The 12,499-nt window shown below is 64.7% G+C and carries 10 protein-coding genes; 3 read left to right on the top strand and 7 right to left on the bottom strand.

The features are described 5' to 3' along the window. Nucleotides 1-29: 29 nt before the first annotated feature. The 7 genes from QTI66_RS30750 to QTI66_RS30720 form a co-directional block, all read right to left on the bottom strand. On the bottom strand, nucleotides 30-314 hold the full coding sequence (locus QTI66_RS30750; protein ID WP_286564103.1) for a hypothetical protein: 285 nt from the start codon (nucleotides 312-314) through the stop codon (nucleotides 30-32). A 312-nt stretch (nucleotides 315-626) separates the two neighbouring features. Continuing rightward, nucleotides 627-1,304: a hypothetical protein gene (locus tag QTI66_RS30745; RefSeq protein WP_286564101.1), complete on the bottom strand. Its 678-nt coding sequence runs from the start codon at nucleotides 1,302-1,304 to the stop codon at nucleotides 627-629. Nucleotides 1,305-1,321: 17 nt separating this feature from the next. Beyond that, on the bottom strand, nucleotides 1,322-2,152 hold the full coding sequence (locus QTI66_RS30740) for a fimbrial biogenesis chaperone (RefSeq protein WP_286564099.1): 831 nt from the start codon (nucleotides 2,150-2,152) through the stop codon (nucleotides 1,322-1,324). Next, complete coding sequence (locus QTI66_RS30735) at nucleotides 2,149-2,664, bottom strand: hypothetical protein (protein WP_286564097.1); 516 nt, start codon at nucleotides 2,662-2,664, stop codon at nucleotides 2,149-2,151. Before QTI66_RS30735 ends, QTI66_RS30740 begins: the two co-directional genes overlap by 4 nt. Beyond that, entirely contained in the window at nucleotides 2,664-3,263 is a 600-nt protein-coding gene (locus QTI66_RS30730) for a hypothetical protein (RefSeq protein ID WP_286564096.1), read from the bottom strand. Before QTI66_RS30730 ends, QTI66_RS30735 begins: the two co-directional genes overlap by 1 nt. 19 nt (nucleotides 3,264-3,282) lie before the next feature. Beyond that, the gene (locus QTI66_RS30725; RefSeq protein WP_286564094.1) at nucleotides 3,283-3,891 is read right to left on the bottom strand and encodes a hypothetical protein; all 609 of its coding nucleotides are present in this window, start codon (nucleotides 3,889-3,891) and stop codon (nucleotides 3,283-3,285) included. A 116-nt stretch (nucleotides 3,892-4,007) separates the two neighbouring features. Beyond that, nucleotides 4,008-6,245: an SdrD B-like domain-containing protein gene (locus tag QTI66_RS30720; protein ID WP_286564092.1), complete on the bottom strand. Its 2,238-nt coding sequence runs from the start codon at nucleotides 6,243-6,245 to the stop codon at nucleotides 4,008-4,010. A 527-nt stretch (nucleotides 6,246-6,772) separates the two neighbouring features. Here QTI66_RS30720 and htpG point away from each other — a divergent pair. The 3 genes from htpG (at nucleotide 6,773) to QTI66_RS30705 (ending at nucleotide 12,472) form a co-directional block, all read left to right on the top strand. Beyond that, nucleotides 6,773-8,683 carry a molecular chaperone HtpG gene (htpG, locus tag QTI66_RS30715; protein ID WP_286564091.1) on the top strand — a complete coding sequence of 637 codons (1,911 nt, stop codon included), beginning with the start codon at nucleotides 6,773-6,775 and terminating at the stop codon, nucleotides 8,681-8,683. 171 nt (nucleotides 8,684-8,854) lie between these two features. Continuing rightward, nucleotides 8,855-9,250, top strand: coding sequence for a hypothetical protein (locus QTI66_RS30710; protein ID WP_286564089.1), 396 nt, complete (start codon nucleotides 8,855-8,857; stop codon nucleotides 9,248-9,250). Between the two features lie 153 nt (nucleotides 9,251-9,403). Continuing rightward, on the top strand, nucleotides 9,404-12,472 hold the full coding sequence (locus tag QTI66_RS30705) for a type VI secretion system Vgr family protein (RefSeq protein ID WP_286564087.1): 3,069 nt from the start codon (nucleotides 9,404-9,406) through the stop codon (nucleotides 12,470-12,472). Nucleotides 12,473-12,499 lie beyond the last annotated feature (27 nt).

Raw genomic sequence — 12,499 nt, 5'->3', positions numbered from 1 at the left:
CTGCGACGGATGGCGTTGCGCGGCTTTGGTCACAGGCTGTGCGCGATGAAAAGATCGTTTGGCGAGGTCGGCACGAAGAGTGTCGACTCACCGGCTTTGTCGATGTGATAGGTGCGGCCGTTGAGCATCACCGATCTGGTATTGGACCAGACGCGGTATTCATAGCCGCCTTGGACCGGTCTTGCAGCGAGGACGCGGAACACCGGAGGTATGACCACGCGCAGGGTCACGCTTGCTGACGCGCTGGCGTCGCCGATCGAAGATTCCGCGGCGCACGTCAGCGGGACCAAGAGCCACGCGACGATGCCGGCCATCGTGCCGCCGGTCCGGAAAACATCGCAAGCTGACATCGAACCTCACGCCGCCAGATATTCGGTTGAAGCACGGAAGCGATGCCGGACTGTCGATTTGCAGCAGAGTTTCGCGCGGAAGCGCTGACGTGCCGGCGACACCAGACGAGCGCGAACCCCTCCACTGCATCTTGCTCCTGGACGGGATCGCGTGTCACTATTGCCGCGGCGGCAGGCAACTCGCAGTTGTCTCGGAATGTATCGGGAGCGAGGCGGACTCGATCCCCGATGCGATCACCCCGGCTACACGCGCCCAAGCGCACGAGCGTTTCGCGCTCAGGGCGCGCTTGCGGTGAAGGTCACTTGTCCGGTGTAGTCGCCCGCCCGTGGCAGTTGTGCCGGAGTGGGCGCATAGCCGAAGGTCCAGGTCGCCTTGCGCCAGGTGACCAGATTGCCGTAGCTGTTGCCGAAGGCATTCCCGGAGACGGTGGTGGAAGTCGCGCTGGTGCCTGCATCGGGCAGCAGAGGTGCCGACAGCGTCGAGTCGCTCGTTTGCACGGTGATCTGCGACATCGGAATGATGTTGCTGCCGCTTTTGAGCGGCAGCACGGTATTGGCGCGCAGGGTCACGCTACCAACGTTGCTACGCACCTCGACGGGCAGTGCGTTGTTGCTTGGCGCGACCGAGAAGACCGGCGCCGCGCCATTCCAGTTCACCGACGTTGGGCCGCCGGGCACCGGGACCGTACCCCCGGGCGCGCCGGGAATCGATGGTGTGAGCGCGAAGCTTACAGGAGGGTCTACCGCGGTCGCGCTGCCGATTCGCAGGTAGACGAACCTGTTGATGTTGATGGCGAACTTGAGTTCGGCAACGGCTGGCGTGCCAAGGCCACTGACAGTGGTCGTTCCCGCTGCAACCGCGGTGCACACCAGCATCAGCAACGCGCCCGCCAACCCGGCGCGCGGCCGGTTTGGCCACGGCAGGCGCGAGCATCGTGGTGGGAGCGTGTGCATCGGCGTCCTCTTCAGTCTCAACGCAACTCTGCGTCGACCTTGAAGCCACCCTTTTCCCATTCGAGAAGGCCCTTGACCTTGACAGGGTAGACGGGCTCGACGGGCTTGTTCTGGTCGCCCCGGGGCACGAGCGCTATTTGCCGGGTCTGGCCCGGCATCACCGGCGAGCCGTCCGGCACCAGTTCGAACGAGGTGCCACGGGCGTCCGTCGCATCCAGGGTGCCATCGAGGCGGCCGTGCGCTTCCCCCGTGTTGCTGATGGTGACAATCGGCGAGCGCTTGCCGCGCACCTCTTTCATGCCCACTTGGCTCAACGTCATCTTTGGCTCGGCGCCATTGACCATGACATAGACCGCGACAGCGATACGCCCCGTCACCGGCAAGCTCATGTTGGTGCCGCCTTGGGCGATGCTGGCCTGGTAGGCGGGCTCCACGCCTTCGACGGCGATCATGAAGCGGCATTCACCCTTGGAGGCGTCGGCCGGCGGCTCGACCTGGAAGCGAAAGCTTGCCTTGCCGCGGGCGGGGACCTTCACGGTGCGGCGCTCTAGCGTCACCCAGGGGCGGCAACTGCCCGGTTGCAGCGCGTCGAAATACGCGACTTCGCCGTCCGTCGAGTAGCTCCAGTCGATGGTGCGCAATGACACCTCGGTGGGCGTTGCGCCCAGGTTGTTGATGTCCAGCGCCTGGCCCAGGCGCACGCCACTCTTGGCCGACACCTCGAAGCGGGAGGGCGAGACCGCAATCTCGAAGGGTGCGGCGTGGGCAATGGTGGCCGCGCCAACCGCCAGCAGCAGCGCAACACGGCGCAGCGCCCGGCCGAATGTGGGATGGAAAAGGGTATTCATGGCAGTGTTTCTATCTCGAAATAGGCTTCAAAGCCCAGCCGCATGCCGCGGGTCAGCCGCAGTTCGCGCAGATCCACCTGCCAGCTCAGTTCGAAGCCTTCGGACATCCAAGGGTCGCGAACCACGCCGTTCCAGACCTGAATGCGCTCGCCCGGGCGACCCTGCCCGCTGGCAAAGAGGCCTTGGCTTCGCCATTGCACGAGTACGGCATTGGGTGTGCGAACGCCGGGAACACCCGCAGGAATCACGTAGAAGATGCGTGCGCGGCGCCCCACATGGCGCGCCGTGTTGAGCCGGTAGTCGATGCGGCCAAAAGAGGCGCGCGCAATGGGCGAGACCGGTGTTCCGGGTCGCGCGATGCCGCCATCGTCCAGGGTGGCTTGCACCTGGGCGCGCGGCGAGGTCGAGTCGTCCAAGCGCTCGACCTGGGCCTGCGCGGGTACCGCCAGGATGGCGAACAGGAGCAGGGCGGCGGGCAGGAAGACCGCGCGAAGGCTTGCAGGGCGTTTCATCAGATCATGGTGGCCGTGAACCGCACCGATCCGGTGTAGTTTCCGGCCGGGTACACCGTGTCGTTGATGTACTCGAAATTCAGGATGTTGGTCATCTCGCGTGAGCCGGCCAGGATCACGACGGGGTCGAAGCGGGCCAATTGCTGGGCTGCGGCGCCCGTGAACACGCCGCTCACGATTTCGGCGTTCCCGCCGCTGGGCGCGCCGCCGTTGGAAGTCCAGCGGATGCTGGTGAAGGGAATGGTTGCGCCGCCGCAGGTTCCGCTCTGGCAGCTCAGTGCCACGCGCGAATCGACGGTCAACGTGACGGACTGCGGTTCCAGCCCAAAGAAGGGCCGGGTCGGCGTGACCCGCACGGTAACGCCGCCGGCCTGGCCGGACGTGCCGCTCACCGGCCCCTGCCCGACCTTGTCGTTGGCAACGTCGAACAACACTGTGTCGACGCCGGTGGCCACGCCGACCTGCAAAACGAGTCCATAGGAGCCATAGTCGCCGGTGGAGGTGAACACCGCGCCGGCGTCGGGAACGACGCCGGCGCTCGCGAGCAGGCAAAGCAGCGCCCGCGCGATGGCCGCGCGGGAGCGCGCCAAATCGTTCATGCGCTGCTTCGCGTGCACCTTAGAGCCCTTGCGCCGTGTAGGTAACGGCGGCCGTGTAAGCGCCAGCCTTCCAGGCGGCGGCCGTGGCGGTGTCGAGCGTATAGGTCCAAGTGCCCGTGACCACGGTGTTTTGCGAAAAGTTGGTTTGGGTACATGTTCCCAAGTCGTTCCCCGGGTGGGGCAAGGTGCCGGTGGTCGCAACTTTGAACGCCGAGTTGGCGGGGCCATTCGCGGCTGACCAAGTGCCGACGGCGCAATTGATGTTCGCGCCCGTGCCGTTCGTCCAAGCCCAGACTGTCAGTGCGGCGGGCTGGGTACCGAGGGTGATCGTCGGATCGGTGCCGTTCCAGTCGACGTTGGGGGTGCCAGTCGTCGGCACGGTCCCTGACGGCAACGCACCAGGAATGTTGAATGCCGCGGTCCAGCTTAAAGTGTTCTGCGAGGCGACGTTCGAGCCGACGCGCAGCACGATGAGCTTGGGCACGGTGACGCTGAGGTTGACGCCAGCCGTCGCGGTGACCGTGCCGGTGCCGCCGGCGGCTTGGTTGTACTTGGCTTCAGCCATGGCGTTGCTGGCCGCGAAGGCCAGGGTGGTAGCGGCTGCAAGGGCCAACAGGTTTTTCTTCATGGTTATCTTCCTTTTGAAAAATCGAACGAACACAGGTTTAAAAAGCGCTGAACGGGCGCCCGTGGGAGTGAGCTCTTGCGCCGGTTGGCACAGGCAGCCCGTTGTCTGCTGCAGGGTCATTCGCCCACCTTGATCACAGGGATCTCGGCGGTGGCTTGACCACGCAGCGGAACGTTGACGCTCACGCCGCTGTCGCCGGCCACGCCCCAAGGCAGTGGCACGCTGTCAAGCGTGAGAGTCAGTTGGTGGCGACCCGTGGTCACCGTCGGAAATTCGAAGCGCCCGTCGCGGTCGGTTGTGGCGCGGTAGCGGCCATCGAGCACGACTTCCACGTTGGCCGCGCCGTTCTCGCCGGCCTGTTGGCGTCCGTCGCGGTTGGCGTCCAGGAACACGCGACCGCTTACGCTGCCGCTGCCCGCGCCGCTGCGCACGCCCGCCGCTTGGTATGCCGTGCCGGAACTACCATCCCAGCGCAGGAAAGCGTAAAAAGTCTTGTCGTTGCTGCGATAGACCTGCGGGCCGAACAGCGAGGTCTGGATGGCGGCCGAGCGGGCCTGGTTCATGTTCGCCGCGATCCCGAAGTGCCAGCCCGGCGCGATTTCCTTTTCGGCGGTGAGGGAGCCCGATAGGCCGCGACTGGTGTAGAGGTCGCTGTCCTGCGAGGTCCAGCGCAGGTTCCCGGTCACCGAGAAGCCGCTGTCGAACCAGTAGCGAAACTGCACCCCCGCTGTCGGGTAGGTGCGCGTGACGCCGCTGCTTTGGTCACGGGCGTAGCCCAGCGTGGTGGTCAGCTCGGGGCGCAGCGCCGCGTAGCGGCCGGTGATCCAGTCCTGCTCCCATTGGAGTTCCTGTCCGGTCGCGGCGGTGCCAAGGAGCACGACCTGCTCATTTCGCAGCGCCATCAAATTCAGGCGGGTGCGTGGTAGATCAAAGAAGCGGGTCTGATAGAAGACGTTGCCGTAGAGGCTGCGGTTCTCGCCCAGCAGATTGCCTACCGCCGAATTGTCGTAACGGGTCCTGGACAAATTGGCGTTGGCGCCCACGGAGGTGTCACGGTCCAACAGGTACTGGAAGTTGCCGTTGAAGGCCGTGCGGGTGTAGCCATAAAGGTTGGACACGCTGTCGCTATCGGCGCGCTCGAAGTCGAAGCCGCCGCCCCAGTTCATCCGGCCGGTGCTGTGGTCGACGCGCCAGTAGGCGCCGCGGTTGCCGGTGATCAGCGCATAGTCGCCGAAATAGAGATTCGGGTCGGCGGCGTAGGCGCCGAACTGATGGTTGAATCGCCCGGTGCGGGCGCTGGCCTCGACGAACAAGCCCTGCGAATCGCCGGTCTGCACCCCGGGCGTGGCAGATGTGACCTGGCTACCCACCAGCGTGGTGCGCACCTTGAAATCGGCATCGGCGCCCGGCAAGGCCTTGGGGGCATAGCCAACCGAGGTGGCCCAACTCGATACGTTCTTGGCGCCAAAGCCTTCCGGTGTATAGAAGCTGGAGAAATAGGCAGGGACGTAGTTGGCGCGGTCGATTTGTCCGGCCACGAACCATTCGTCGCTCAGGCGCCGGGTCGCGCCCAGCCAGGTCATTGAACCTTGGGTCGTCTCGAATCCTGGGTAAGGCCCGCCGGCCAGGAACCCGCGTTGGCCCGAGCCGGCGCGCAGGTCCCAGTCGCTGTTGAAGATCCGGGTGGACAGGCCGCGCACCATCGTCGTGCCGAGCGACAGGCGGTAGTTGCGGCTCAAGCCGTCCGTCACGTCGCTGAATGTGTCGCCGACGGTCGTGTCGGCAAAGGTGTTGGGCGTGATTGGGAAGCCGATGTTGCGGAAGGTGAAGCGATCGCCGGTGCGTTCCCTGGCGAAACCGAAGGTGCCCATCGCACGGTCGGCGAGCGGGTCGCCACTCAGATGGCGAGCGTCGAGTTGCAGCAAAACGTCGCCGTAGTTGAGCGTTTCGCGACGGTACTCGGCCCGCAGTCCGTACTCGGCGGCGTGCTGGCGGCCAAAGCCTTCAACGCTCGATTCGGCGAAACCAGCACGACTTTCCAGCGACCAGGCCTGGAAGCCGGTGCCTTCTACCGGTGGCTCTTCTTCGGTCGCCGCGCCGGTACCCGGCGCCGCATCCGCTTCCATGAATCGGTCCTCGTAGGTCGCGGGCGCCGCCTGGATCATGGCGCGCAGGCGTTCCTGCTCGGCCTGCACCCGATCCATCGACCGGATCTGCGCCTCAGCCACGACGATCTTCCCCGTGTCCGCGGCTTGCGCAGTCGATGCAACGACCAGCGCACAGCCGACGACGAGCCACGCCACCGGATGTTCTCCGGGCGGTAAGCCTTGCATCATCAATCGGTCGCGGGTCAAGAGGAAACATCTCCATAGTCCTTCGGACGGGGTTGGAGACGTGAATGTAAGAGTCTTCCTACAATTTGTAAGAGGAAGTAATGCTCAGAAGTTAATAGTTTTAGACACTTTGGTTACAGATTATAACCTTTGGTGTAGCGTGAATTCCTACACACCTCGGCCGGACGCACGGTGTGTAGCGCGTTGCCATGCGAGCATGCGCTCGCATACGGGCTCAAGGCTGTACCGGAAAGGCCCCCATCGCCGTCCCGCGATCGAAGACATCCATGCATTTCGTCCGGGTTGACAAAGGACTGCTCCATGGCGGGGCAGGTTGTCCTGCCCCAGCTCAATCTCGTGGGTGAACGGTCGATGCAACGGCGCCGCGCAGTGCGGCCCCACTTGCGCCCCGCCCCCGAATTCACGTCGATCACCGCCCAGCCCACCCCGGACAGTTGAAAATGGCGCCCCGCGCCGCCATATGGGCGCTTCCGACGGGCCCTCCGGCCCGGCGTATCCCTTTCCGGAAACTCATTCCCTTCAAAGCAATGACCGCCGCATCCAGCAAACTCCCCTTCCAGGCCGAAGTCGCCCAGCTTCTTCACCTCGTCACGCACGCCCTCTACTCGAACAAGGAAATCTTCCTGCGCGAGTTGATCTCCAATGCGTCCGACGCCTGCGACAAGCTGCGCTTCGAAGCCATCAACAACAGCGCCCTGTATGAAGACAACCCCGACCTGTCGGTGCATGTCTCCTTCGACAAGGACGCACGCACGCTCACCATCCGCGACAACGGCATCGGCCTGTCGCGCCAGGAAGCCATCGAGCACCTGGGCACGATCGCCAAGAGCGGCACCAAGGAATTCATGAGCCGCCTGTCGGGCGACCAGAAGGCCGACGCGCAGCTCATCGGCCAGTTCGGCGTGGGCTTTTATTCGGGCTTCATCGTCTCGGACAAGATCACCGTCGAGTCACGCCGCGCGGGCCTTTCCGCCGCCGAGGGCGTGCGCTGGACCAGCGCCGGCGCCGGCGACTTCGAGGTGGAAGACATCGAGCGGGCCGAGCGCGGCACCAGCGTCATCCTGCACCTGCGTGAAGACGCCGACGAGTACCTGAACACCTGGAAGATCAAGCAGATCATCGGCAAGTATTCCGACCACATCTCGCTGCCCATCCTCATGGAAAAAGAGGAATGGAAGGACGGCGAGAACGACCAGCCCGGCGGCATGGTCAAGACCGGCCAGTGGGAAGCCGTCAACAAGGCCAGCGCGCTGTGGGCCCGCCCCAAGAAGGACATCACGCCAGAGGAATACATCGAGTTCTACAAGAACACGCTGCATGACTTCGAGGCACCGCTGGCCTGGAGCCACAACCGCGTGGAAGGCAGCACTGAGTACACGCAGCTGTTGTACGTGCCCTCGAAGGCACCGATGGATTTGTGGAACCGCGAGCGCGCCGCCGGCGTCAAGCTGTACGTCAAGCGCGTCTTCATCATGGACGACGCCGAGGCGCTGCTGCCCAGCTACCTGCGCTTCGTGAAGGGCATCATCGATTCGGCCGACCTGCCGCTGAACGTGAGCCGCGAGTTGCTGCAGGAAAGCCGCGACGTGAAGGCCATTCGCGAAGGCAGCACCAAGCGCGTGCTGAGCATCCTGGAAGACCTCGCGCGCCAGGAAAAGGAAGGCGAAAGCGACGAGGACAAGGCCAAGTACGGCAAGTTCTACGCCGAGTTCGGCGCCGTGCTCAAGGAAGGCCTGGGCGAAGACTTCACGAACAAGGACCGCATCGCCAAGCTGCTGCGCTTTGCATCCTCGACCACCGACACGGCGACCGTCAGCCTGGCCGACTACAAGGCCCGCATGAAGGAAGGCCAGGAGGCGATTTACTACATCACCGCCGACACCTTGGCCGCCGCCAGGAACAGCCCGCAACTCGAAATCTTCAAGAAGAAGGGCATCGAGGTGCTGCTGATGACGGACCGCGTGGACGAGTGGGCGCTGAACTACCTGAACGAGTTCGACGGCACCGAACTGCAAAGCGTCGCCAAGGGCGCGGTCGACCTGGGCAAGCTGCAGGACGAAGGCGAGAAGAAGGCGGCGGAAGAAGCGGCCGAAACCTTCAAGCCCATCCTGGAAAAGCTCAAGGAAGCGCTCAAGGACAAGGCCGAAGACGTGCGCGTGACCACTCGCCTGGTTGATTCACCCGCCTGCCTGGTGGTGAAGGACGGCGGCATGAGCACGCAGCTCGCCCGCATGCTGAAGCAGGCTGGCCAGCCGGCACCCGAAGTCAAGCCGGTGCTGGAAGTCAACGCCGAACATCCGCTGGTCAAGAAGCTGGAAGGCTCTGCGCACTTCGACGACTTGGCCAACATCCTGTTCGACCAGGCGCTGCTGGCCGAGGGCGGCATGCCGGCGGATCCGGCCGCCTATGTGCGGCGAGTGAACGCGCTGCTGGCCTGAGCTGCGCCAGCAGGCATCGGCGCGCAATTGTTGTGGATCGGGCAGAGCCCGATTCGCCGCGCGCCCGCGGGTGCCGTAGTTCACGGCCTCGCGGCTTCCCTGTCGGGCGAAAGGCTCTGGACGCGCCCACAATCGAGCGCGGTTCAAAGATCGCGTGAAGGGGGAAGTCAAATGAAATATTCGAAGGTGTCTCGTTGTGGCGTGCGCGCCTTGCCGCTGCTGGCGGCACTGTGCCTGGCAGGGTGCGCCAACGTGGGTGGGGGTGTCGGGTTCGGCATTCAGCTGGTGCCTGGACTGTCGCTCAACCTGGGCTATGGCGCGGGCGGGGCCGTGGTCGGCGTGGGCACGGGCTGGGGCCCGGTGGGTGCCGGGGTCGGCATCAATCAATCGGGACAGGTCATCGGCGGGGGCGGCGTGGGTGTCGGTGTGAGTTCCGGCAATGTGGGTGCGGGCGTCGGGGTTGGGCAGAGCGCTGTGCTGTACGACCCGAAAGCGCCGCCGCAGAACGCGTATGCGGTGCCGCCGCCGGCTACCGTGGCGCAGCCGGGCAGCGTCGAAGCGCCCTGACCGGTGGCGGCATGCGCAAAAAAATGCGCTGCCGATCTCTAATTTCGACAGTTTTGATGTCGCCAATTCTCGCTAATTGTCGCTAAATCGGGGCGTACTCCAAGACTTAAGGGCACACTTTCTGGATAACGAGATTATTCAGGGAGTGTCACCATGTCCGATGCCGGCGGCGCTGGCGCGCGCACGCTACAAATCAGCAGTCCAGCGATTCCGACTTTGCTCGGCAGGCCAGCATTGGAGCCAGTGCGGTTGTCAGGCCAGGAAGGTCTCAACAGCCTGTTCGGATACGAACTGCTGCTCAAGACGCCAGACGCGCTGAACCTGGTTGTTGCCGACGCGGCGAGCTTCAACCTTGACGACTTCATCGGCCGCGAGATCAGTTGCACGATTGAACTGGACGGCGCGGGCGAGTTCGTTGCGGGAGCCGTTGGCGCCAGCATGGACCACATCGGCGCCGGCGTGCGACAAATCAACGCCCTCATCACCGATGCGGCGCTGTGGGGAGAAGAAGGTCGGCACGTCCAGTACAGGCTCACGCTGCGCCCATGGCTGCACCTTGCAACGCTGGCGAGCGATTGCAAGATCTTTCAGAACAGGAGCGTCATCGACATCCTCGATGAAGTGCTGGCGAAGTACGCTTTCCCTGTCGAGAAGCGACTCTTCGACACCTACCCGCCGCGCGACTATCAGTGCCAGTACAATGAGACAGACTTCGAATTCTTCGAGCGTCTTTGCCAAGAGTGGGGGGTCAGCTACCACTTCGAACACAGCGAAGGCAGTCATCGACTGGTGCTCGCTGACGCTGTCGGCGCCTACAAGAAAATCGACAGCCTTGCGTACCAGCAAGTCGAGTACCACCCCCCAGGCTGGAAGGTGGATGCCGAATACCTGCACAGCTTCGTGCCCGAGCATCGCCTGACCAGCGGCCGGTACACCACCCACGACTACGACTACACGCGTCCGCGCGCGGACCTCAGCGCAGGACGCAGCGACCCGCGGCCCACCGGTCAGGCCGACGGCGAGGTCTACCAGTGGCACCACACCCACGCGGGCAGCCACTACGCACAGCCCAACGCCGGTAGCAGTGGACCCAACGATCCCCGGGACGAAGGCCAGCGCATGGCTCTGCTGCGCATGCAGGCGCAGCGTACCCACGGCGCCCGCGCCCGCGCCAGCGGCAACCTGCGCGGCATGGTGCCCGGATGCACCTTCCAGCTGACGCGGCATCCGAGAGAAAGCGCCAACGCCGACTACCTCGTTCTCCAAACAGAGTTCCTCATCGAAGACGTGGCGCAGGACAGCCAAGCCAAGGACGCCGCACCGGATCGCCGCCAGCGCTGGCGCGTGGAGGTCCAGCTCACCGCCCACCCTGTGAAGGAACCGCTGCGTCCCGCCTTGCTGCGCTCCAAGCCGCTCACCCACGGCCCGCAAACTGCCCTTGTGGTCGGGCCCGAAGGCCAGAACCTGTGGACCGACGAGTTGGGCCGCATCAAGGTGCAGTTTCCCTGGGACCGCATCGGAAGCAAGAACCAGCACAGCACCTGCTGGGTGCGCGTCAGCTCCCCGTGGGCGGGCGGTCAATTGGGGGGCGTGCACATCCCGCGCATTGGCCAGGAAGTCATCATCGACTTCATCGGTGGCGACCCCGACCTGCCTGTGTGCACTGGCCGCGTTCACAACCAGTTGAACCTGCCGCCGTGGGATCTGCCCGGCCAGAGCGCCCTCAGTGGCTTCAGGTCGCGGGAGCTGACCAAGGAAGGCGGCAACAGCGCCGCGGGCCGCAGCAACCACCTGATCCTGGACGACACCGAATCGAAGATCCAGGCGCAGCTCAAGAGCGACCATCAGCACAGTCAACTGAGCCTGGGGCACATCAGCCGCATCGAAGACAACGCCGGGCGCAAGGACGCCAGGGGCGAAGGCTTTGAGTTGCGCACCGACGGCCACGGCGCCATCCGCGCCGGGGACGGTCTGCTCATCACCACCGAGGCACGCGCCAACGCCAAGGCGCATGTTCTGGACAGTGGCGAGACGCGACAGCGCTTGACCGAAGCGCGCGATCTGCACGAAAGCGGCGCAGACATTGCGCAAAAGAACAAGGCGCAGGAAGCCGCCGATCAAGCCGAAGTCGCCAAGGCGCTCAAGGAGCAGAACGATGCCATCCGCGGCGAAGGAGCAGCCGACGCTGCGAAGGGGGCCTTTCCTGAATTGTCGCGACCGCATCTGGTGCTGGCGTCGCCGGCGGGCATCGAAACCACCAGCCAGTTCAGCACGCATATTGCAAGCGTCGAGCACACCGCCATCACCAGCGGCAAGCACACCAGCATGGTCAGCGGCGACAGCTTGCTCGCCGTGGCCTTGCAGGCCATCAAGCTCTTTGCGGCACAAAAGGGCATTCACGTCGTGGCAGCGCAGGCCGATATCGAGATAGAGGCGCTGAAGACGTGCATCCACATGCTCGCCAAGGAGGAGATCACCCTCAAGGCCGACCGCATCAAGATCGAAGCGAACACCGAACTGGTGATGAGCGGCGGCGGCAGCTACGTTCAATTCAAGGCCGGCCAGATCGAAAGCGGCACCACGGGCTCCGACACGCGTCACGCGAGCGCGCATTCCATGTCCGGCCCCAGCAGCAAAGGCACGCCGGCCTTGCCCGAAGGTCGCAAGCCGGGCAAGGGGCAGCTGGAACTTCTCAATCGCTACGCCAACAGCGAGGGGCGCAAGGGCGCGAGCTATCGGGTCACCGACGTGCTGGGCCAGGTCAAGACGGGCGTGCTGGATAGCAACGGCTTCGCGGCCGTGTCGGGCCTTGCGCCAGGGGGCACCCGGATCACCTTTGGCAAGGACCCGCGCAACCCCTGGGACGAGGGGAGCTACTTCGGCAAGTCAAGCTGGCCGCCCAGGGAGCACGACGGCGACGTGGAGGCGGCGGCCATGCCACCGTCCAACACGCTTTTCGACGGTCCGATGCGGCAAGCCGCCAGCGCAGCCGCCACTGCACTTGTTGCGGCTGGCGTGCCTGCGGTGGCCGGCAAGTTGGGCGCTGCGTCAGGTGTTGCGTCGCAAGTGATGCAACAGGCGCTCGGTTCGGTGGCCAGCGCCGCCATCGCCCCGACGGGCACGACCGGCACGACCGGCACGACCGGCACGACCGGCGCGCTAGGGAAGAGCCCCATCCAGCTGCCTCCCGGCATATCACTCGCGCCCGTTTCCGCGGCTTAGCCGCGAGCGCGTTTGCGCAGGCTTCGC

Origin of the sequence: Variovorax brevis, assembly GCF_030317105.1 — a bacterium.
GTDB lineage: Bacteria > Pseudomonadota > Gammaproteobacteria > Burkholderiales > Burkholderiaceae_C > Variovorax > Variovorax brevis.
The sequence above is the reverse complement of the archived record's forward strand: the minus strand, read 5'-3'. Positions and strand labels throughout refer to the sequence as shown.